20 protein-coding genes are annotated in these 20,977 nt (G+C 71.7%); 10 read left to right on the top strand and 10 right to left on the bottom strand.

Annotation, left to right across the window (positions count from 1 at the left end; all coding sequences use genetic code 11):
* Positions 1-20: 20 nt before the first annotated feature.
* Both ACWED2_RS29895 and ACWED2_RS29890 read right to left on the bottom strand, forming a co-directional pair.
* Positions 21-479 carry a hypothetical protein gene (locus ACWED2_RS29895; RefSeq protein WP_449693916.1) on the bottom strand — a complete coding sequence of 153 codons (459 nt, stop codon included), beginning with the start codon at positions 477-479 and terminating at the stop codon, positions 21-23.
* A 72-nt stretch (positions 480-551) separates the two neighbouring features.
* Positions 552-1,952: an NAD(P)H-quinone dehydrogenase gene (locus tag ACWED2_RS29890; protein ID WP_449693824.1), complete on the bottom strand. Its 1,401-nt coding sequence runs from the start codon at positions 1,950-1,952 to the stop codon at positions 552-554.
* 126 nt (positions 1,953-2,078) lie between these two features.
* Here ACWED2_RS29890 and ACWED2_RS29885 point away from each other — a divergent pair, with 126 nt between their 5' ends.
* Positions 2,079-2,531, top strand: coding sequence for a gamma-glutamylcyclotransferase (locus ACWED2_RS29885; protein ID WP_187324689.1), 453 nt, complete (start codon positions 2,079-2,081; stop codon positions 2,529-2,531).
* Between the two features lie 63 nt (positions 2,532-2,594).
* On the opposite strand, the gene ACWED2_RS29880 is transcribed toward ACWED2_RS29885, so the two are convergent.
* The 6 genes from ACWED2_RS29880 to ACWED2_RS29855 all read right to left on the bottom strand — a co-directional run bounded on the left by ACWED2_RS29880 (position 2,595) and on the right by ACWED2_RS29855 (position 10,468).
* The gene (locus ACWED2_RS29880) at positions 2,595-3,428 is read right to left on the bottom strand and encodes a DUF559 domain-containing protein (protein WP_449693915.1); all 834 of its coding nucleotides are present in this window, start codon (positions 3,426-3,428) and stop codon (positions 2,595-2,597) included.
* 201 nt (positions 3,429-3,629) lie between these two features.
* Positions 3,630-4,931, bottom strand: a complete 1,302-nt coding sequence (locus ACWED2_RS29875) for an amidohydrolase (RefSeq protein WP_449693823.1) — start codon at positions 4,929-4,931, stop codon at positions 3,630-3,632.
* Positions 4,932-5,128: 197 nt separating this feature from the next.
* The gene (locus ACWED2_RS29870; RefSeq protein WP_449693822.1) at positions 5,129-5,431 is read right to left on the bottom strand and encodes a hypothetical protein; all 303 of its coding nucleotides are present in this window, start codon (positions 5,429-5,431) and stop codon (positions 5,129-5,131) included.
* Between the two features lie 49 nt (positions 5,432-5,480).
* Positions 5,481-6,464 carry a methylmalonyl Co-A mutase-associated GTPase MeaB gene (gene meaB / locus ACWED2_RS29865; protein WP_449693821.1) on the bottom strand — a complete coding sequence of 328 codons (984 nt, stop codon included), beginning with the start codon at positions 6,462-6,464 and terminating at the stop codon, positions 5,481-5,483.
* Between the two features lie 3 nt (positions 6,465-6,467).
* Complete coding sequence (gene scpA, locus ACWED2_RS29860; RefSeq protein ID WP_449693820.1) at positions 6,468-8,636, bottom strand: methylmalonyl-CoA mutase; 2,169 nt, start codon at positions 8,634-8,636, stop codon at positions 6,468-6,470.
* Positions 8,633-10,468, bottom strand: coding sequence for a methylmalonyl-CoA mutase family protein (locus tag ACWED2_RS29855; protein WP_449693819.1), 1,836 nt, complete (start codon positions 10,466-10,468; stop codon positions 8,633-8,635). Before ACWED2_RS29855 ends, scpA begins: the two co-directional genes overlap by 4 nt.
* Before the next feature lie 153 nt (positions 10,469-10,621).
* Here ACWED2_RS29855 and ACWED2_RS29850 point away from each other — a divergent pair, with 153 nt between their 5' ends.
* Positions 10,622-12,361, top strand: coding sequence for a serine/threonine-protein kinase (locus ACWED2_RS29850; protein ID WP_449693914.1), 1,740 nt, complete (start codon positions 10,622-10,624; stop codon positions 12,359-12,361).
* On the opposite strand, the gene ACWED2_RS29845 is transcribed toward ACWED2_RS29850, so the two are convergent.
* On the bottom strand, positions 12,358-12,984 hold the full coding sequence (locus ACWED2_RS29845) for a MerR family transcriptional regulator (protein WP_449693818.1): 627 nt from the start codon (positions 12,982-12,984) through the stop codon (positions 12,358-12,360). The genes ACWED2_RS29850 and ACWED2_RS29845 overlap by 4 nt on opposite strands.
* Positions 12,985-13,235: 251 nt before the next feature.
* Between ACWED2_RS29845 and ACWED2_RS29840 the strand changes: the two genes are divergently transcribed.
* The 3 genes from ACWED2_RS29840 to ACWED2_RS29830 are packed head-to-tail and all read left to right on the top strand — an operon-like array spanning position 13,236 to position 15,297.
* Entirely contained in the window at positions 13,236-14,105 is an 870-nt protein-coding gene (locus tag ACWED2_RS29840) for a hypothetical protein (RefSeq protein ID WP_449693913.1), read from the top strand.
* The gene (locus ACWED2_RS29835) at positions 14,102-14,521 is read left to right on the top strand and encodes an ABA4-like family protein (protein WP_449693817.1); all 420 of its coding nucleotides are present in this window, start codon (positions 14,102-14,104) and stop codon (positions 14,519-14,521) included. The genes ACWED2_RS29840 and ACWED2_RS29835 overlap by 4 nt, the downstream gene beginning before the upstream one ends.
* Positions 14,518-15,297 (top strand): purine-nucleoside phosphorylase, encoded by a 780-nt coding sequence (locus ACWED2_RS29830; protein ID WP_449693816.1) that lies wholly within the window; start codon positions 14,518-14,520, stop codon positions 15,295-15,297. The genes ACWED2_RS29835 and ACWED2_RS29830 overlap by 4 nt, the downstream gene beginning before the upstream one ends.
* A gap of 66 nt (positions 15,298-15,363) precedes the next feature.
* On the opposite strand, the gene ACWED2_RS29825 is transcribed toward ACWED2_RS29830, so the two are convergent.
* Positions 15,364-16,530, bottom strand: coding sequence for a glycosyltransferase (locus tag ACWED2_RS29825; RefSeq protein ID WP_449693815.1), 1,167 nt, complete (start codon positions 16,528-16,530; stop codon positions 15,364-15,366).
* Positions 16,531-16,560: 30 nt separating this feature from the next.
* Between ACWED2_RS29825 and ACWED2_RS29820 the strand changes: the two genes are divergently transcribed.
* The 5 genes from ACWED2_RS29820 to ACWED2_RS29800 all read left to right on the top strand — a co-directional run bounded on the left by ACWED2_RS29820 (position 16,561) and on the right by ACWED2_RS29800 (position 20,977).
* Positions 16,561-18,171 carry a phospho-sugar mutase gene (locus ACWED2_RS29820; protein ID WP_449693814.1) on the top strand — a complete coding sequence of 537 codons (1,611 nt, stop codon included), beginning with the start codon at positions 16,561-16,563 and terminating at the stop codon, positions 18,169-18,171.
* Positions 18,171-18,623, top strand: a complete 453-nt coding sequence (locus ACWED2_RS29815) for a flavodoxin family protein (RefSeq protein WP_449693813.1) — start codon at positions 18,171-18,173, stop codon at positions 18,621-18,623. Before ACWED2_RS29820 ends, ACWED2_RS29815 begins: the two co-directional genes overlap by 1 nt.
* Before the next feature lie 295 nt (positions 18,624-18,918).
* Positions 18,919-19,338: an XRE family transcriptional regulator gene (locus tag ACWED2_RS29810; protein ID WP_449693812.1), complete on the top strand. Its 420-nt coding sequence runs from the start codon at positions 18,919-18,921 to the stop codon at positions 19,336-19,338.
* Positions 19,335-19,856 (top strand): hypothetical protein, encoded by a 522-nt coding sequence (locus ACWED2_RS29805; RefSeq protein ID WP_449693811.1) that lies wholly within the window; start codon positions 19,335-19,337, stop codon positions 19,854-19,856. Before ACWED2_RS29810 ends, ACWED2_RS29805 begins: the two co-directional genes overlap by 4 nt.
* A complete protein-coding gene (locus tag ACWED2_RS29800) occupies positions 19,853-20,977 on the top strand; it encodes an MAB_1171c family putative transporter (RefSeq protein ID WP_449693810.1) in 1,125 nt (374 codons plus the stop codon). The genes ACWED2_RS29805 and ACWED2_RS29800 overlap by 4 nt, the downstream gene beginning before the upstream one ends.

The raw sequence follows: 20,977 nt of genomic DNA, 5'->3' as shown, positions 1-20,977 counted from the left end.
GTCGTGCCGGTTTCCGGAAATCAGCCCGCCATGCTGCCGTCGCCCGCCTTCGCGGCGCCCGACGGCACCTTCGCGACCTGCGGGGCGGGCACCGAGAACTGCGTGGTGTAGGTCTGGCCGCCGCACGTCACCGTCAGCGGGTACGTCCCCGCCGCGGTGCCGGGCTTCAGCTCGACGTCGGCGCTGATGTTCGCGTCCGCGCCCATGAACGGCCCGGGCGTGTAGTTGGCGAAGGTCAGCACCGGCGAGGAGAACGCCGGCGACGGGCCTTCGCACTTCGCCAGGGCGACGTTCGGCGCGTCGCGGACGTACTTGTCCACCAGCGTCTGGTTGATCGCGGTGTTCACGTTGAGCTGGACGCTGCCCTTCGCCGGTGCGCCGCTCGGCGCCGGGACCGTGCTCTGCTGCGCCATCGCCGGTCCCGTCAGCGCCGTCGCCCCGAACACCGCTGCCGCAACGAAAAACACCGTCTTGCGCACCTTCACACCCTTCACGTCCTTCAGCCTTACCACCGACAAGACGCGACGGGGCGCGACGGGTTGCGTACGGAATCAGTCGAGATCGTCGTGGCGCATGAGCTGGCGGCCGGCCTCGGTGATCGAGCCCGACAGCGACGGGTAGACCGAAAATGTCAGTGCCAGGTGGTCCACTGTGAGCTGGTTCTGGACGGCGAGCGCGATGGGAAGGATGAGCTCGCTCGCCTGCGGCGCCACGACGACACCACCGACGACCACGCCGGTCGCGGGGCGGCAGAACAGCTTCACGAAGCCTCGGCGGAGGCCCTCCATCTTCGCGCGCGCGTTGGTGGCCAGGGGCAGCATGATGGTGCGCGCGGGCACCTCGCCGGAGTCGATCGCCTGCTGGCTGATGCCGACGGTGGCGATCTCCGGGTGGGTGAACACGTTGGCGGCGACGGTCTTGAGCTTGATCGGCGCGACGCCTTCGCCCAGCGCGTGCCACATCGCGATCCGGCCCTGCATGCTCGCCACCGAGGCCAGCATGAGCACGCCGGTGCAGTCGCCGGCGGCGTAGATCCCGGGAACGGAGGTGCGCGAAACGCGGTCGACGGTGATGAACCCGCCGGGGCCGGGCTCGATGCCGACCTTGTCCAGGCCGATGTCCCGGGTGTTCGGGACCGACCCCACGGTCATCAGCGCGTGGCTGGCTTCGATCACGCGGCCGTCGGCGAGGAAGATCTCGACACCCTTCTCGGTGCGCTCGACGCGGTCGGCGCGCGCCTGCTTCGCGACGGTCGTGCCGCGCTGCGAGAAGACCTCCTCGAGCACGGCGGCGGCGTCGGCGTCCTCGTGCGGGAGGACTCGGTCGCGGCTCGAGACGACGGTGACCTTGACGCCCATCTCGGTGTAGGCGGAGGCGAACTCGGCGCCGGTGACGCCCGAGCCGATCACGGCGAGGTGCTCCGGCAGCTCCTGGAGCTCGTAGAGCTGGCGCCAGTCGAGGATGCGCTCGCCGTCGGGCACCGCGCCGGGCAGCACGCGCGGGGTGGCGCCGGTGGCGATGAGGACGACGTCGGCGGGCAGCTTCTCGGTGCCGTCCTTGGTCGTGACGGCGACCTTGTGCGTCGCCAGGCCGGGCTCTTCGTCGCAGAAGCGGGCCTCGCCGGCGATCACGCGGACGCCCTCGCGCTGGACGCGGGCGCGGATGTCGGCGGACTGGGCGAGCGCGAGGCCCTTCACCCGGCCGTGGACGGTCGGGAGGTCGATGCTGGTGTCGGCCAGGTCGGTGTTGATGCCGAGCTCGCTGAGGTCGTGCATCTTCGCCAGTGCGCCCGAGCTCGCGATGAACGTCTTCGAGGGGACGCAGTCGTAGAGGACGCAGGCGCCACCCAGGCCGTCGCGCTCGACGATCGTGACGTCGGCCCCGTGCTGGGCCGCGACCAGCGCCGCTTCGTAGCCGGCCGGGCCCCCGCCCATGATCACGATCCTGGTCACCTGGGTCCTCCTAAGGCAGTCCGTGCGGTGCTCTCACCGTACGCGGCGAAGGTGACCGGACACCGAAGTGGGCGAACACGGCGAGTGCGTCCACTCGGGTGAGGCAGGTATCGCTACGCTGTCGGCGTGCCGTTGTATGCCGCGTACGGATCGAACATGGAGCCCGCCCAGATGCTGGAGCGCGCGCCGCACTCTCCGATGGCCGGCACCGGCTGGCTGGAGGGCTGGCGCCTGACCTTCGGCGGCGAGGACCTGGGGTGGGAAGGTGCCCTGGCCACGATCGTCGAGGACCCGGGATCACGCGTCTTCGTCGTCCTCTACGACGTGACACCCCTGGACGAGACGGGCCTGGACCGCTGGGAAGGCGGCGAGCTGGGAATCCACTCGAAAATCCGCCTCCGCGTCCAGACGATGGACGGCTCGGTCCTGGCCTGGCTGTACGTCCTGGACGCCTACGAAGGCGGCCTCCCCTCCGCCCGCTACCTGGGCGTCCTGGCCGACGCCGCCGAGGCGGCCGGCGCCCCCGCCGACTACGTCGACGACCTCCGAACCCGCCCCTGCTCCGGCATAACCGGCTAACCGACCCTCCAGGTACGCAAGCCGACCGTTCAGGTACGCGACCCGACCCTCCAGGCACGCCAACTACGCAGCCCGGGCCCGAAGGACCTCATGCAACTCGCGAAGGACCCGAGCCGGATCGCGTAGGTCGGCGGCGGCTGCGCGGATGGTGATCCAACCACGGCCCGCCATCCGCCGGTCCCGCTCGGCGTCGGCGTCCTGCCGGTCCTCGTGCGCTGCGAACCCGTCGTACTCGAGTGCGACGCGCCGCTCGGGCCAGGCCATGTCGAGCACGTACAGCAGCTTGCCCTCGATGTCGTTGATCGGGTACTGCACCTCCGGAGCCGGCAAGCCGGCCTCGACCACGATCAGCCTCAGCATGCTCTCGGGCGGCGATTCGGCCTTGCCGCCGGCGAGGGCGAGCATCGACAGCGCCCTGTGGATACCTTGGCGGCTCGAGCGGTCGGCAATGCGGTCACGCACGTTCTCGCGGAGCTTCTCGAGGTGGTCCGGCGGCAGCCCGCGCATGGCCTCTTCGACCGCCGCGAACGCGGTTCGCTTGTCACCGCGGCAGAGGAAATCGGCCAGTGCGAGATCCAGGCTGAAGGTCGGCAGACCGTCGATTTCGATCACGTCGTGCGGCTCGTAATCGCTCTGGTGCACGACCAGTCCGGGCTTGGATCTGACCCGCCGCGCGTAGGGGACGGTGAGGTGGATATCCGCACCATCGACCACCGAAATCCCATGCAGCGCAAGAGAAGTAGCTCCCGATAGGACTGCCGGCGGACCGGCCAGCAGTAGCGCGGCCTCCGCACGAGTCGCCATCTTCAGCGAGTCCGAGGCCGGTACCACGACGCCTCGCCAAGGCTGCGCGAGCAGCCCGCTGGCAAGCGCCTGACGGACCGCTCGTTGCCCCAGCACCTCGACGGCTTCGCTACGCAGAGCCGCCCCGTGTCTTCCTCCCCAATTGATCACAGCATCGAGCATGAGGGCCTTCCGCGGTCGACGGAAGACCCTCATGCTCAGGCTGTGGACAACTCGGCCTACCTGTGGACAACTCCGTACCCAGAGGGTCGGCTTGCGTACCTGGAGGGTCGGCTTGCGTACCTGGAGGGTCGGTTAGGCGAGGGTGGTTAGGGCGGTGTGGACTAGGGTTCGGACTCCGCAGAGGAGGGCGCGCTCGTCGAGGATGAAGGTGGGGCGGTGGATGTCCGATTGGGGGGCGGGCGGGCCGGGCCAGACGCCGAGGCGGGCGAAGGCTCCCTGGACGTGCTCCAGGTACCAGCCGAAGTCTTCGCCGCCTGAGGACTGTTCGGTCGGGGCGACCGCGCCCTCGCCCAACGCCGCTTCGACGCCGGCGCGCATCAGGGCCGTCGACTCCGGGTCCGAGACCACCGGTGGGACGCCGCGGCGGTAGTCCAGGGAGAAGCCGACGCCGGTCGGGGCCAAGAGGGACTCGACTGAGGAGGCGACCAGCGGCTCCAGGGCCGTCCAGACCTCGTGGTCCGCCGTACGCAGGGTGCCCCGCAGGACGCCGTCCTGCGGGACGGCGTTGGCCGCCTGACCGGCGTGGACCGCTCCCCAGACCAGGACCGTGCCGGAGCGCGGGTCGACGCGGCGGGAGAGCACCGCGGGCAGGGACGTGATCACCGTGCCCAGCGCGTGCACCAGGTCCGCCGTCAGGTGGGGCCGGGACGTGTGGCCACCCGGCGACGTCAGGCGCAGCTCGATCAGGTCCGCCGCCGACGTCAGGGCGCCGACGCGCATCCCGACCAGCCCCACTTCGAGCCGCGGGTCGACGTGCAGGCCGTAGATCCGCTCGACGCCGTCCAGCGCGCCCGCCGCGATCATGTCCAGCGCGCCGCCGGGCATGACCTCCTCGGCCGGCTGGAAGATCAGGCGCACGCGGCCGGGCAGCTCCGGCGCCCCGGCCAGCGCGCGGGCCGCGCCGAGGAGGATCGCCGTGTGAGCGTCGTGGCCGCACATGTGGGCCGCGCCCTCGGTGGTCGACGCGTACGGCAGGCCCGTCGCCTCCGTCAGCGGCAGCGCGTCCATGTCCGCGCGCAGCGCCACGCACCGCTCACCACTGCCGATGTCGCACACGACGCCGGTGCCGCCCGGCAGCACCCACGGCTTGAGCCCGACCGAGCGCAGCAGCGTGACGATCAGCTCCGTGGTCGCGAACTCGTGCCGCGACAGCTCCGGGTGCGCGTGGATGTGCCGCCGCCAGGCCAGCACGTCGGTGGCGTTGGCGCGCAGCCAGTCGTCCAGCCAGAACGGGCCGCGGCCCGCACCAAGGTCCTCCACGGGAGCCATGCTTACGCCGGCTTCGGAAATGAGCGCCTCGGACCCCTCCATGGGGTTGATGATGCGCCCTTGGGGGTCGCCTGGAACGTCCGGCCGTGAGTCGAGCACCGTCACGCCGCACCTCCTCCCGCAACACGGGTAACCCGCGCAGCGGCTGGGGTCACGCGTCGTGCCGATCGATCTGTCGTACGCATTTGCAGACGATCGTGCACCATGCAGGCGGCAAGCCGCGCCTCGAAAACGGCCGTCCTAGACGGCCGGTACCGGATCTGCGTTGAACGGTGTGCACTAGTTCGGCAAAGCCGAAAACCTCAGGACCCCTTGGCCCGCTTCGAACGGATCTTGCGCCCCCAGATCACGATGCCGAGCAGGACGACCGCGATCAGGCCCGCGATCAGCTTGTTCCTGGTCTTTTCCGTGTTCGCCTTGTCCGTCTGCGCCGGGTCGAGGACCGGGCCCGGAGGCTGGGTCTGCGCCGGGACCAGCACGGGAGAAGCGTGCGCCGTCGACACCGTCACGGCCACCGGGCGCACCGGCGCGGCATACGCGGGCGACGCGGTGAACAGCACCGCCCCGAGCAGCCCGACCAGGACCAGACCCCGCAGTTTCGCCATGTCATCCTTTCGCCACGACCAGGCATTCTGCCCACGGACCGCCCGCGCGTCAGCCACCGAACGCGTCGAGGATCCGCTGTGCACCGAGGGTAGCGGTCAGTTCACCGTCCCGCACCGCCCGTTCGACGTCGGGAACGACCGTTCGCACGTCCGGATGCACCGCCAACCGACCCAGCAGCTGCTCGCGCACCATCGCCCAGGTCCAGTCGACCTGCTGCTGCCGCCGCCGGGCGTCGAGTTCGCCGGACGCCGAAAGCGTTTCGCGGTGCTGCTCGATCGCGCCCCAGACCTCGTCGAGCCGCAGGTTGTGCAGGCCGCTGCAGGTCAGCACCGGTGGCGTCCACGACGCCTCGGGCCCGTAGATCATCCGCAGCGCGCCGGCCAGCTCCCGCGCCGCCCGCCGGGCGTCCCGCTCGTGGTCGCCGTCGGCCTTGTTCACGGCGATGACGTCGGCCAGCTCCAGCACGCCCTTCTTGATGCCCTGGAGCTGGTCGCCGGTGCGGGCCAGGGTCAGGAAGAGGAAGCAGTCCACCATGTTCGCGACGGTCACTTCGGACTGTCCCACCCCGACGGTCTCGACCAGCACGACGTCGTAGCCGGCCGCCTCCATCAGCACGATCGTCTCGCGGGTCGCCCGCGCGACCCCGCCCAGCGTCCCGGACGTCGGCGACGGCCGGATGAACGCCCGCGAGTCGACCGCCAGCCGTGCCATCCGGGTCTTGTCGCCGAGGATCGACCCACCGGTCCGCGTGGACGACGGATCGACCGCCAGCACGGCGACGCGGTGCCCGGCCGCGGTCAGGTCGGTGCCCAGCTGGTCGATGAATGTCGACTTGCCGACCCCGGGGACGCCGGTGATGCCGACGCGCCGCGCGCCGCCGGCGGACGGCAGCAGCTCCACCAGCAGCTCCTGCGCCAGCGCCCGATGGTCTTCCCGCTGCGACTCGACCAGCGTGATCGCCTTCGACAGCGTCCCGCGGTCACCCGCCAGGACCCCCTTGGCGTAGGCGGTGACGTCGATCTTGCGCGGCAACGGTCAGGACTCCTGCGCCGACAGCTGGCCGAGCAGGTCGATGGCCGCGTCCGCGAGCACCGTGCCGGGCCCGAAGATCGCCGCCGCCCCGGCCTCGCGCAGCGCCGGGTAGTCCTGCGGCGGGATGACGCCGCCGACGACCACCATGATGTCCTCGCGGCCCAGCTCGGCGAGCTCGTGGCGCAGCGCGGGCACCAGCGACAGGTGCCCGGCGGCCAGCGACGAGACGCCGACGACGTGCACGTCCGCCTCGATCGCCTGCCGCGCGACCTCGGCCGGGGTGGAGAACAGCGGGCCGACGTCGACGTCGAAGCCGAGGTCGGCGAAGCCGGTGGCGATCACCTTCTGGCCGCGGTCGTGGCCGTCCTGGCCCATCTTCGCGACGAGGATCCGGGGGCGGCGCCCTTCCTCCGCGGCGAACTCCTCGACCAGCTGACGGGCCTTCTCGACGTTCTGCGTCTTCCCCACCTCCTCGCGGTAGACACCCGAGATGGTCCGGATCTGGCCGGAGTGCCGTCCCCAGATCTTCTCGAGCGCGTCGGAGATCTCGCCGACGGTCGCCTTCGCGCGGGCCGCGTCGATGGCCAGTTCCAGCAGGTTGCCGCCGTTCCCAGCGCCCTCGGTGAGCCGCCGCAACGCGTCCTCGGTCGCCGCGGAGTCGCGTTCGGACCGCAGCCGCCGCAGCTTCTCGAGCTGCTGGGCGCGGACCCCGGCGTTGTCGACCTTCAGGACGTCGATGTCTTCGTCGTCGGTGACCTGGTACTTGTTGACGCCGATCACCGGCTGCCGCCCGGAGTCGATGCGCGCCTGGGTGCGCGCGGCGGCCTCCTCGATGCGCAGCTTGGGGATGCCCGCGTCGATCGCCTTGGCCATGCCGCCGGCCTGCTCGACCTCGCTGATGTGCCCCCACGCCTTGCGCGCCAGGTCATAAGTCAGCTTCTCGACGAAAGCAGACCCGCCCCACGGGTCGATCACGCGCGTGGTGCCGGACTCCTGCTGCAGCAGCAGCTGCGTGTTGCGGGCGATCCGCGCGGAGAAGTCCGTCGGCAGCGCGAGGGCCTCGTCGAGGGCGTTCGTGTGCAGCGACTGCGTGTGCCCCTGGGTCGCGGCCATCGCCTCGACGCAGGTGCGGACGACGTTGTTGTAGACGTCCTGCGCGGTCAGCGACCAGCCCGACGTCTGGGAGTGCGTCCGCAGCGAAAGCGACTTCGACGACGAAGGGTTGAAGCCCTTGACGAGCTTCGCCCACAGCAGACGCGCCGCGCGCAGCTTCGCGACCTCCATGAAGAAGTTCATGCCGATCGCCCAGAAGAAGGACAGCCGCGGCGCGAACTTGTCGACGCTGAGCCCGGCGTCGACCCCTGATCGGATGTATTCGACGCCGTCGGCGAGCGTGTACGCCAGCTCGAGGTCGGCCGTCGCCCCGGCTTCCTGCATGTGGTAGCCGGAGATGGAGATCGAGTTGTACTTCGGCATGTGCTGCGAAGTGAAGGAGAAGATGTCGGAGATGATCCGCATCGACGGCTGCGGCGGGTAGATGTAGGTGTTGCGGACCATGAACTCCTTGAGGATGTCGTTCTGGATGGTCCCCGCGAGCTGCTCGGGTTTGACGCCCTGCTCCTCCGCCGCGACGACGTACAGCGCGAGCACCGGCAGCACCGCGCCGTTCATCGTCATCGACACCGACATCTTGTCGAGCGGGATGCCGTCGAAGAGCTGGCGCATGTCGTAGATGGAGTCGATGGCCACGCCCGCCATGCCGACGTCGCCCGAGACGCGCGGGTGGTCGGAGTCGTAGCCGCGGTGGGTGGCCAGGTCGAAGGCGACCGAAAGCCCTTTCTGCCCGGCGGCGAGGTTGCGCCGGTAGAAGGCGTTGGACTCCTCGGCGGTGGAGAACCCGGCGTACTGGCGGATGGTCCACGGCTGGTTGACGTACATCGTCGGGTACGGGCCGCGCAGGAAGGGCGCGATGCCGGGGTACGTGAGGAGGAAGTCCACATCGGACAGGTCGGCGGCCGTGTAGACGGGCTTCACGCCGATGCCCTCGGGCGTCTCCCAGGCCAGGGCGTCCGGGCCCTTGCCGGTCGCGTCCTCCACGGCGCGTGCCCAGGCGTCGCGATCGCCCGGCGACGGCGTGCCGAGGTCGAGACCGGCGAAGTTCGGGATGCTCATCGCGTGACTCCCAGCTTGGCGTGCAGGCCGTTGAGGACTTCCAGGGCGTCGCAACCGGCGAAGACGCATCCGTCGACGCCGTCGTAGGTGCCCTTGCCCGCGAGCAGGACGTACTCGGCGCCGAGCGACGCGGCGACGTCGGAAGCAGAAGCCGCGTAGGCGTCGTCGGTGCCGCAAATGCAGGCGATGCGAGCGCCGGACGCGCGGAACGCGCCGGGCAGGTCGTCGGTCGCGCCCGGGTTGACGGCTTCGATGCCGCCCGCCTGGAACAGGTTGGCGGCGAACCCGGCCCGCGCGGTGTGCGCGGCGACCGGGCCCAGCGTGGCCAGGAAGATCTTCGGCCGCGAACCGTGCGAAGCGAGGTGCGCGTCCGAAGCGTCGCGAAGCGCCTCGAAACCTTCGGCGTACCGGTGCCGCGGCAGCCCGCCTTCCACGGTGGCCGCCACGGGTTCGCGGACCACCGGTTTCTCGGCCAGGTCCGGGAATTCGCTGACGCCGGTGAGCGGGTCGCGCCGGGTGGCGATCCGCTTCGAGCGCTTCTCCCACGTCGAAGCCAACCGCGAGGCCAGCGCGCCGGAGGCGAGCTCGGCGACCAGCCCGCCCGCGCCTTCGATGGCGGTGAACTCGGCCCAGGCGGCGTGCGCGAGGTCGTCGGTGAGCTTCTCGACGTACCAGGAGCCGCCCGCCGGGTCGGCCACGCCGGCCAGCTTGGACTCCTCCAGCAGCACGGCGTGGGTGTTGCGGGCGATCCGCGCGGCGAAGGCGTCGGGCTTGCCGATCGCCGCGTCGAACGGCAGCACGGTGACCGCGTCCGCGCCGCCGACACCCGCGCCGAAGCAGGCGACGGTCGTGCGCAGCATGTTCACCCACGGATCGCGCCTGGTCAGCATGGCCGGCGACGTCACGGCGTGCTGGCGCATCGGCGAGGTGAACCCGCAGACCTCGGCGACCCGGGCCCACAGGCGGCGCGCCGCGCGCAGCTTCGCGATGGTGGAGAACTGGTCGGCGGTCGCGGCGAGCCGGAACTCGATCTGCGCGGCCGCGGCTTCGACGTCGAGCCCCGCGTCGGTCAGCGACCGGAGGTAGGTGACACCGGCGGCGACCAGCGCGCTCAGTTCCTGCGCGTCCGAGCCGCCTGCCTCGTGGAACGGCAGGCCGTCGGCGACGATCGTCCGCACTTTCGGGTACTTCCCGGCGACACGCACGGCGAGCGCGGCGGCCGGTTCCAGCTCGACGGCGGAACCGGAGCGGGCCGCCAGCCCGATCGGGTCGGCGCCCAGCACGGCGGTGGCTTCGCTCGCCGGGATCTCGCGCTCGGCGAGCAGCTCGAACAAGGCGGCGGCCGCCTCTTCGTAGGCCGGCCCCGCGTCCAGCACGACCGGCGCCAGGTCCAGGTAGACCTCGTTGAGCGCGTCGGCCAGCGCCGAGGGCGGCACCGACAGCCAGATCGACGTCACGCCGCCTTCGAGGTCGGCGAGGATCGCCTTGTTGACCGCGCGGCCGTCGGCTCCGGCGAACCGGGCGCGGACGTCCCAGCCGGTGCCGACCTGGCCGTCCGGGCGGGACCCGCGCACGTACGGCGGCAGGCCGGGGAAGCCGATGTCGCCGGGGACGTCCTCGGCCGTGTACAGCGGCTGGATCTCGATCCCGTCGTAGGTCCGCGTGACGAGCTTGCTCTCCGGGGCGCCCGCGAAGTCCTCCGGCAGCTTCCCGCTCTTGCGCAGCACGCCCGCGACCAGCTCTTGCCACTGCTCGCGCGTCGCCTGCGGGAACTCGGCCGCCAGGTCGAGTTCGGAGATCGGCACTGACTCCGGACCGGCCACATCAGTCATAACCTGTGATGGTAGAGGCACTCGCCGCGCTCGACCTGTGAGTCTGGTCGCGCTGCCGGGACGGCTTCGGAGCCGGAACGCGCACGCTGCGTCGAGACTGTCGGTCCCGTACGCCACAATTGGCGGGTGCCCCCCTCCAGCGAAGAGACACGAGTGGTCGCCGGTCGCTACCGGCTGCGTTCGGTGCTCGGCTCCGGGTCGATGGGCACCGTCTGGTCGGCCTACGACGAGTTCCTCCACCGGCAGGTGGCCGTCAAGGAGATGAAGGTGCCGCCGGGCATCCCGGCGTCCCAGGCGGACGAGCTGCGGGAGCGCACGCTGCGCGAGGCCCGCGCGATCGCCGTCCTCTCCCACCCGAACGTGATCATCCTGCACGACGTCGCCCGCGAGGACGACCAGCCGTTCGTGGTGATGGAGCTGCTGCCCTCGCGCAGCCTCGCGCACATCCTGCGCGACCACGGGCCGCTGACCGTCGGGCAGGCCGCCGCGGTCGGCATCGCCGTGGCGTCCGCGCTGGAGGCTGCGCACTCGGCCGGCATCACCCACCGTGACGTCAAGCCGGGCAACGTGCTGGTGGCCAGCGACGGCCGGATCAAGCTGACCGACTTCGGCATCGCCCGCAACGTCTCCGAGGCGACCATGACCCGCACCGGGATCATGCTCGGCTCCCCCGCGTACATCGCGCCCGAAGTGGCCTCCGGCGGGGCCGTCACGCCGGCCGCGGACCTGTGGGGCCTCGGCGCGACGCTGTTCGCCGCGGTCGAGGGCGCGCCGCCGTACGACGCCGACGGCGATCCGCTGGAAACGGTCGGCAAGGTCGTCAACGGGAAGGTGCCGCAGCCGAAGGCCGGCCCGCTGGCCGACGTCATCGGCGCGCTGATGAAGAAGGAGCCGGGCAAGCGGATCACGCTGCGCGAGGTCCGGCACCGGCTGTACCCGCTGCAGACGAAGACGCCGCTCGACCTGTTCGGGCCCGAGCTGTTCCACACCCCGGACGGCAAGAAGACGTCCGCGCAGCCGGACGCGACCGACACCCAGGTGATCAAGACCGTCCTGCCCGAAAAGGCCAAGGCGGAGAAGAAGGCCGAGACGTCGAGCAGCGAACTCGCCGCCGACCCGGGCCCGCTGCCGTTCCTGCGTCCGCCCGCCCCGGCGCCCTCGGCGGCTCCCACCGCGAGCGCGCCGACGATGTTCGTCCCGCCACCGCCGCGGCCGGCGCGGCGCAGCTCCACGGCCACCGCCGTGCTCATCGCGGTCGCGATCCTGCTCTTCCTGCTCGCGGCGGGCGGCGGGTTCGCGCTGGCCAGGGCGGTCGGCGGCCAGCCGCTGCTGCCGCCGGACGCCGCTCCGCGCAGCACGTCGAACGGCCCGACCGACGTGCCGCCGCCGACGCTGGTGCAGCAGTCCGGCGACGCGAGCTACGTGACCGGCAACGGCGGCCAGTTCGGCCTCCAGGTGCCGGAGGGCTGGCAGAAGTTCGTCGCCCCGCACACCACCACGAAGTTCGGCGCGAGCACGGCGGTGCAGTACGTCTCCCCCGACGGCCGCCGGTCCCTCCGGGTGGAGCGGCTGGTGAAGTACTTCACCCAGTTCCCCGACGACACTGAGTACATCAGCTGGCTGAAGGGGTCCTACCCGGGCAACGCGTTCTACCTGTTCCCGCCGTCGCCGCTGCCCGACGGCAAGGGGACGACGTTGACCTACCGCCTGGCCGAGGGCGGCACCCTGCCCGAACGCGACGGGGGCGGCGGCACCCGGGTGACGTTCATGAACCTGGTCCAGGCGGGCACGAGCCTGTGGATCCTCTCGGTCACCGTGCCGGCCGAGCAGGAGAACTCGGGCCGCGCGGACGTCTTCGACCGCGTCGCCCCCACCCTGAGCGTCTCGGACTAGCCGCCGAGGACTTCGCGGGACACCTGCTCCTGGGCGAGGTGACGCAGGCCGGCGAAGATCCGGTCGCCGAGCACGGTGGCGACCAGCCCGGTCTCGATGATCTTGTCCACCGACGTCAGCCCGGCCACCGACGCGACGTCGAGTTCCGCGACGCGCAGCGCCAGGTCGGCGTACTCCTCGAGCCGTTCCGTCAGCTTCTCCTGGCCCAGCTCCTTGGCCGTCGCCAGCGCGGCGATGAGGTTGGCCATCGCGCGGTGCTCGGTCGGGTGCTCCTTCCAGCCGTGGCGGCGCATGAGGTCGGTCAGCCGCCCGGACGCCCATTCGGCGGCCTCGTCGGACACCTTCGGCGCCGGTCCGGCCAGCTCCTGCTGGACGACACCCATCGTCCGGTGCGGGGTCTCGTGCCCGTCGATCGCCTTGAGCACCACGCCGACCGACGCGAGCGGCAGCCCGCCGACCTCGGTGAGCGCCCGGATCAGCCGCAGCCGCTGGACGTGCGCGGCCGAGTACCGCGCCTGGTTCGGGCTGGTGCGCTCCCCGGGTGGGAGCAGGCCTTCGCGCAGGTAGTACTTGACGGTCGCGACCGGCACCCCGGACTCGGCGCTCAGCTCGGCCATCCGCATGCGTTTCCGCTCCGATCCCGGGGTCCGTCTCGGGGACAACCCTGAAGACTTCTCAGCATGGATAGTTTAACTTTCCAAAACGGAGAGCTTCACTATCCGTCCTGGGAGAAACCATGACCATCTTGCGCCTTCCGGGGCTTCGCCCCGGGCCGGGGGCTCCGCCACCCGGAACCCCCGCAAAGAAGCGTTTCGCCGATCTCCGAAGCAGAACGAACACGTGGCACCGGCCGTCCGCGGTCGCGGCCGGCACGCTGGCGGTGGTGGCGGTCCTGTGCGTGGCCGCCATGGTCCTCGACCAGCGGACCCTGGGCGGCGCGGCGATCTGGGCGAAGCCGTTCAAGTTCGCGGTGTCCGGCGCGCTCTACTTCGCCACCTGGAGCTGGCTCGTCTCGCTGCTGCCGCGGTTCCGGCGCGCGGCGAACCTGCTCACCGACCTCCTGATCCTCATCTTCGGCGCCGAGTACGTCCTGCTGGTGTTCCAGGCCGCGCGCGGCCGGGCGAGCCACTTCAACGTCGCGACCCCGCAGGACGCCGCGATCTTCGGCAGCATGGCCGCGATGATCGCCGTGCTGTGGGTCGCCACCCTGGTGCTCACGGTGCTGGTGCTGTTCACGAAGGTGCCCGACCGGGCGTCGTACTGGGCGGTGCGAGCCGGGGCCGTCCTGTCGCTGGTGGGGATCTCGCTCGGGCAGCTGATGACGTCGCCGACCGCGCAGCAGCTCGCGCAGTGGCGGACCGGCGGACGGCCGGACATGGTCGGCGGGCACACCGTCGGGCTCGAAGACGGCGGCCCCGGCCTGCCGATCCTCGGCTGGAGCACGGTGGGCGGCGACCTGCGGATCCCGCACTTCGTCGGGATGCACGCCCTGCAGGCCCTGCCGCTGCTCGCCATCGCGCTGGCGGCGCTCGCCCCGCGTTTCACCCGGTTGCGTGACGACGTCGTCCGCGCGCGGCTCGTCCTGATCGGCGCGGCCGGGTACGCGGGCCTGATCGCGCTGGTCACCTGGCAGGCGCTGCGGGCTCAGTCGATCGTGCACCCGGACGCGGTGACGCTGGGCGCCTTCGCGCTGCTGGCCGCGGCGGTCGGCCTGGGTTCGTGGGCTGCGGTGCGCGTCCGATGAGCCTCTTCGACCTGGCCTTCCCGCTGGCGGCGCCGTTCTGGGCGCTGATGATCCTGGCGCCCGAGTGGCGGTGGACCGAGCGGATCATGCGGTCGCCGTGGGTGCCGCTGCTGCCGCTGGTGTGCTACTTCGCGCTGGTGCTGCCGCACTTCGGCGAGTGGGGGCGGACGATGCTGCGGCCCGACCTCGGCGTCCTGCAGACGCTGCTCGCGACGCCGTGGGGCGCCGGGCTGGTCTGGGCGCACCTGATCGCGTTCGACCTGTTCATCGCGCGGTGGATGTACTTCGAAGGGCGCTCGGCCGGGCTCTCGCCCTGGGTGGTCAGCCCGATCCTGCTGCTGACGATCTTCCTCTCGCCGTTCGGGCTGGTGGTGTTCCTGGTGGTGAGAGCCGTCCGGTTACGCTCCCTCGCATGAGTGAACAAGAGGCCGCGAGCGCCATCGCCAAGCGCACCGGCGTGGCCGAGCACGACATCGCGGTGGTCCTGGGGTCGGGCTGGCGCCCGGCGGCGGACGTCATCGGGGAGCACGAGACGGAGATCCCGTTCGCCGAGCTGCCCGGCTTCACCACGCCCGGCGCGGTGGGCCACGGCGGCACCATCCGCTCGCTGAAGATCGGCGGCAAGAACGTCCTGGTGATGCTCGGCCGGACGCATTTCTACGAGGGCAAGGGCATCGACCCGGTGGTGCACAACGTGCGCACCGCGGCGGCGGCCGGCGTCCGGACGGTGCTGCTGACGAACGCGGCGGGCGGCCTGCGCGAAGGCTTCCAGGTGGGTCAGCCGGTGCTGATCTCGGACCACCTGAACCTGACCGCGCGCTCGCCGATCGTCGGCGCGAACTTCGTCGACTTGACGGACCTGTACTCGAAGCGGCTGCGGGACATCGCCCGCGAGATCGACCCGTCGCTCGAAGAAGGCGTCTACGCGGGCCTGACCGGGCCGCACTTCGAGACGCCGGCGGAGATCCGGATGCTGCGCACGCTGGGCGCGGACCTGGTCGGCATGTCGACGGTGCTGGAGGCGATCGCCGCCCGCGCGGCCGGCGTCGAGGTCTTCGGCCTGTCCCTGGTGACGAACCTCGCCGCGGGCATGACCGGCGAACCGCTGAACCACCAGGAAGTCCTGGAAGCCGGCCGCGCCGCGGCCACGAAGATGGGCTCCCTGCTCCGCGAACTGGTCACCCGCGCCTGACGAGTTCCGGCTTGAATCACGTGAGTGCGTGATTCAAGCCGGAACTCGCGTGATCGGAGCCGGAACTCAGACGAGGGTGGGGAGTTCGGCGGCGACCTCGGCCGGGGAGGGCATGGCCGCGACTTCGGCGGCCAGGGCCTGGGCCGCGTCGCGGACCGCGGTGTCGGTGAGGAGGTGGCGGGCCTTGGTGGCGACGGCCTCGGCGGTGACCTCGGCACCGAGCAGGCGGTCGCCCACGCCGGCGGCGAGGACCGCGTCCCCGTTGGTGAACTGGTCCGCGCCCTGCGGGAGGAGCAGCTGCGGGAGGGCCGCGCCGAACGCGCCGAGCGTCGTGCCGCTGCCGCCGTGGTGGACCACCAGGTCGACGTGCGGGAGCAGCGCCGCCTGCGGGACCCACGCCTCGAGCCGGACGTTCTCCGGCACCTCGCCCAGCGCGTTCTCGGGCAGCGACGGGCCGGTGGCGACCAGGACGTCGACGTCCAAACCGGACAGTCCGGCGATCGCTTCGGTGAGCACGCCCGCGTGGCCCATCGCCGTGCCGAGCGTCAGGTAGACCAGCGGACGCCGCCGCTCGTCGAGCACGCCGGGTGGCAGCTCGCCCGGCTCGCTCCAGCCGACCGGGCGCAGCGGCACCCGGTGGGTGCGCGCCAGGAAATCCGCGTCCTGCACCGACTCCGGGCAGATGTCGACGAACGGGCCGCCGAACGCCAGGTCCTCGCCGATCTCGATGCCCAGCGAAGCGCCGTGCTCGCGGATCGCGTCCCGGATCTTCCCGGTCATCGGATCGCCGGTCGACACGCGGCCGAAACCGTGCGCCACCACCGGCAGACCGGCCTTGACGGCGGCGAACGCCCCGCCCGAATTGCCCGCCTCGCTGACCACCAGATCGGGGCGGACGTGCTCGAACAGCGGCAGCAGGTCGGCGAGGAACCGCTTCGGCATCACCTCGCCGAACACCTTCGCGACGACCGGGAACAGCACCTCGCGAGGGATGTCTCCCGGCGGGCCGGGCGGGCCCGCGTCGCCGAACGTCTCGGCGAACGCCTGGGCGAACGCGTCCTTGATGGCGAGCCCGGCGGCGGCCGCGTCGAGCCCGGCTTTGGTCAGCTGTGGCAGGAAGTCTTCCGAGGTGGCGAAGGTGACGTCGTGGCCCGCGTCGCGCGCGGCGACCGCCAGCGGGACGAGCGGGAAGGTGTGGCCGAAGGACCCCAGTGAGGTGAAGAGTAAGCGCACCTACCCGACCATAGCCCGTAGGCTGTCGCGGTGACATCGGATTCCACCCTGCGTGACGCCGCTTCCCGCTGGATCGCCGCCGATCCGGACCCCGCCACCCGCGCCGAACTCGAGGCCGTCGTGGCCCGGGCGGACAGCGACCCCGCGGCCGCCGGAGAGCTCGCCGACCGGCTGGCCGGCCCCCTGGAGTTCGGCACCGCCGGCCTGCGCGGCCCGGTGCGCGCCGGGCCGAACGGCATGAACGTCGCCGTCGTCACCCGCACGACGGCCGGGGTCGCGCAGTGGCTGAAGGCGCACGGGCACGCCGGCGCGCTGGTCGTCGTCGGCCGCGACGCGCGGCACGGCTCGGAAGCCTTCGCGACGGCCGCCGCCGAGGTGCTGACCGCGGCCGGCTTCGACGTCAAGGTGTTCCCCCGCCCGCTGCCGACGCCGGTGCTCGCGTTCGCCGTCGGCCGGCTCGGCGCGGTGGCCGGGATCCAGATCACCGCGTCGCACAACCCCCCGGCGGACAACGGGTACAAGCTCTACGACGCGACCGGCGGGCAGATCGTCCCGCCGTCCGACGGCGAGATCGAGCGCGCCATCGAGGCCGCACCGGCCGCGATCGACGTGCCGCGGGCGGCCGGCGCCGAAGTCGTCGACCTGCTGGACCGCTACCTCGACGAGGTGGCGACGCTGCCGCTGGGCTCCGAGCGCGCGGTGCGGGTGGCGGCGACGGCGTTGCACGGCGTCGGCGCCGAGACGCTGCGAGCGGCCTTCGAGCGGGCCGGGTTCACCGACCTGCACCTGGTCGAAGCCCAGGCCGCGCCGGACCCGGACTTCCCGACCGTGTCGTTCCCGAACCCGGAGGAACCGGGCGCGACGGACCTGCTGCTCGCGCTGGCGTCCGATGTGGACGCCGACCTGGCGATCGCGCTCGACCCGGACGCCGACCGGTGCGCGCTCGGCGTCCGCGAGCGCGACGGGAGCTGGCGGATGCTGCGCGGCGACGAAACGGGCGTGCTGCTAGGCTCGTACGTCCTGTCCACAGTGGATCGCACGGTGCTGCCGGACCCGCTGGTGGCGACCACGATCGTGTCGTCGTCGATGCTCGGCGAGATCGCCAAGGCCGAAGGCGCCCGGTACGCCGAGACGCTGACCGGCTTCAAGTGGCTGGTGCGCGCCGGAGAAGGGCTGGTGTTCGCCTACGAAGAGGCGCTCGGGCTGTGCGTGAACCCGGGTTTCGTGCGCGACAAGGACGGCATCGCCGCCGCGACGCTGGCCGCGGGCCTCGCCGCGCAGCTCAAGGCGCAGGGCCGCACGCCGCTCGACGTGCTCGACGAGCTGGCCCAGCGCCACGGCGTCCACCTGACGGACCAGGTTTCGCTGCGGGTCACCGATCTCGCCGTCCGCGGGCAGCTGATGACCAGGGTGCGGGAGACCCCGCCGGCCCGGCTCGGCGGCGCCGACGTCACGCTCGAAGACCTGCTGCCGGACGCCGACGTGGTGCGCCTGACCGGTGACGGCGTCCGCGTGGTCGTGCGGCCGTCCGGGACCGAACCGAAGCTGAAGGCGTACCTGCAGGTGGTGGCGGGCGCGCGCGAGGCGGGGCAGGAGCGGTTGACGGCGTTGCGGGCGGACGTCGAGGAGCTGCTCGCCTGATGCCCAGGCTGCTGATCGTCCACCACACGCCGTCACCGTCGACGCAGGCGCTGTTCGAGGCGGTCTTGGCGGGCGCGACGCACCCGGACATCGAGGGGGTGGAGGTGGTCCGCCGCGCGGCGCTGGCGGCCACCGCCACCGACGTCCTCGAGGCGGACGGCTACCTGCTGGGCACCCCGGCGAACCTGGGCAGCATGAGCGGCGCGTTGAAGCACTTCTTCGACACGATCTACTACCCGTGCCTGGACGAGACGCGAGGTCGCCCGTTCGGGTACTGGATTCACGGCAACAGCGACACTTCGGGCACGGAACGGCAACTGCTGGCCATCACGACGGGCCTGGCGTGGGTCAAAGCGGCGGAACCGGTCATCACCACGGGTGATCCGGACAAAAAGACTCTCGAAGCCTGCACCGAACTGGGCGGCACGCTGGCCGCCACGGTGATGGCCTGAACGTAAAGGGGCCTGTCACCGGAAGCCCTGGGGGTCGACCTCCGGCAACAGGCCGTGGCCAAGGGTTCGCCCGAGGGCGATCAACCTTGGCCTGTGAAGCGTACTACAGACGGCCGATCATGACGAGTCGAAGGCACGACAACCTCTCGCCTGAGCCGTTCCGTGCACCCCCAGGGCACGGAGGGTCAGGCGAGAGGCGAGCCAACTGTAAACCACTGCATACGACGGCTGTCAACATATGCGTACAGTGGTTCTCCGGCTAGAATTTCCGCGGCTGGATTCCCAGGGGGTGGAGATGGCACGGGAACGCACCTTCGCGGAGCGCCTGAGCGCCCTGATCGAGGCCGCTCGGGTGGACGGCCGCGCACCGCACAGCTACCGGGAGATCTCGGCCGCCGTCGAGCGGGCGGGCGGCCCGGCGATGTCGCCCGCCTACCTGCAGCAGCTGGCGACGGGCAAGCGGGTCAACCCGAAGATCCACTACGTCGAGGCGCTGGCGAGGCTGTTCGGCGTGCCGGTGACCTACTTCTTCGACGCGGAGGCGGCCGCGCCGCCCGCGGGCGAAGCCCAGCTGATGGCGATGCGGGCCCAGGAGCTGTCTCCGCAGGGCCGCCGGCAGGTGATGGACCTGCTGGAGCTCGTCGAGCGCTACGAGCGGGCCGAACGCGAGGGCCGCAGCCCGGAGGACCGGGGCCTCGGGAACGCGGCGCGATGAGGGAGCGCGAGCTGCGCCGCCGCTGCCGGAAGCTGCTCAAGGACCTGGACATCGGGCCCCCGCTGGACGTCGAACTGCTGTGCGCGCGGCTGGGCGAGCGGCGTGGGAAGCCGATCCGGCTGCTGGCGTACCCGCTCGAAGTGCCGGGGCCGTTCGGCTGCTGGATCGCGACGTCGTCCGCGGACTACATCTTCTACCAGGCCGAAACGACGAAATCGCACCAGGACCACATCATCCTGCACGAGCTCGGGCACATGCTGGCGGACCACCACCCGCACGGCGACGCCGAGCCGGCGGACTTCCTGCGCGGCCCGGCGCCGGATCTCGACCCGGATGCCGTACACCGCGCACTGCGCCGCTCGTCCTACGATGACGCGCACGAGTGGGAAGCCGAAACGGTCGCGACGATCATCCTCGAATGGGCGTCGGTCCTGAACTACACGATCCCCCGGCGTGCCGCGGACCGGGATCTCCGCCGGATCCAAGGGACGCTCGGCGATCACCAAGGGTGGTTGTGAGCACGCTTTTCAGCCCGGTCAACCTGCTGGCTCTGGTGCTGTTCTCCGCCGCGCTCGCGTGGCGGATCTACCAGGTGACGCGCGCGCCGACGGTGCCGAACTGGGCCGTCACCGCGTGCGTGGCCGGGTTCGCGGCGGCCTTCCTGCTGCAGCAGCCGGTGCTCTCCGACGAAGTCGACGCGCTGCTGGGCCGGGGCGCGGCGCGGGTGGCGAACAACGCGCTGCTGGCGTGCGGCCTCTGCGCGCTGGTCATCTTCTTCCTCGGCTCGGCGCTGGGGCCCCGCCGGTACCGCCGGGTGGCGCTGGAACTCGTCCCGCTCGCGGCCGCGATCACGCTGATGGTCGTCGCGATGAGGGCGACACCGCCGGAACTGCGGGGACTGCCGCTGGGGCCGTCGACGATCCACGACAGCGGCGTCGCGGTGTTCTACCTCGGCGCCGGGCTGTACCTGATCTACGGCCTCATCGCCTGCACCGCCTGGATCCTGCGGTACCAGCGGGTGGCCGACCGGGACCTGCGGATCGGGCTCCGGCTGGGTGCGATCGGCCTGTCCAGCGCGGCCGCCGGCAGCATCTTCCGCGCGCTGTACATCGTGGTGGCGTGGGTGTTCGGGCCCGTCGTCAAGATCCTGCTGCTGCTCGGCGTGCCGTTCGTGATCGCCGGCGGGATGCTGTTCCTCGCCGGGGTGACCTACCCCGGGATGCGGGCGCGGGTTTCGGCGCTGCGGCGCCGGCGGCGGCACCGGCGGGAGCACGCGGCGCTCGCTCCCTTGTGGACGGTGCTCGTCGAGGCGTTCCCCAGCATCGTGCTGCGCACCCCGCCGCGCCGCGGCGACCGGCTGTCCCCGCGCGGCACCCACCGCGGGCACTACCGCCGGGTGATCGAGATCCGCGACGGCCTGGTGCAGCTGTCGCCGTACCTCGACGCGGACTTCGGCACGGTCGTCGCCGAAGATCCCGGTGCCGCGGCGGCCGCGCTGAAGGCGGCGCTGCGGCGGCACGCGGACGGCGAGCCCAGCGACGGCCGCGCCAAGCAGGTCCTGCCCGCCGGGGCGGACGACCTCGAATCCGACGTCCGGCCGCTGCTCGCGCTGTCGGCCGCGATGACGAACGGGAAGTGA

The sequence above is a fragment of the Amycolatopsis sp. NPDC005003 genome (genome assembly GCF_053600695.1).
This window is presented reverse-complemented; position numbering and strand designations above follow the sequence as displayed.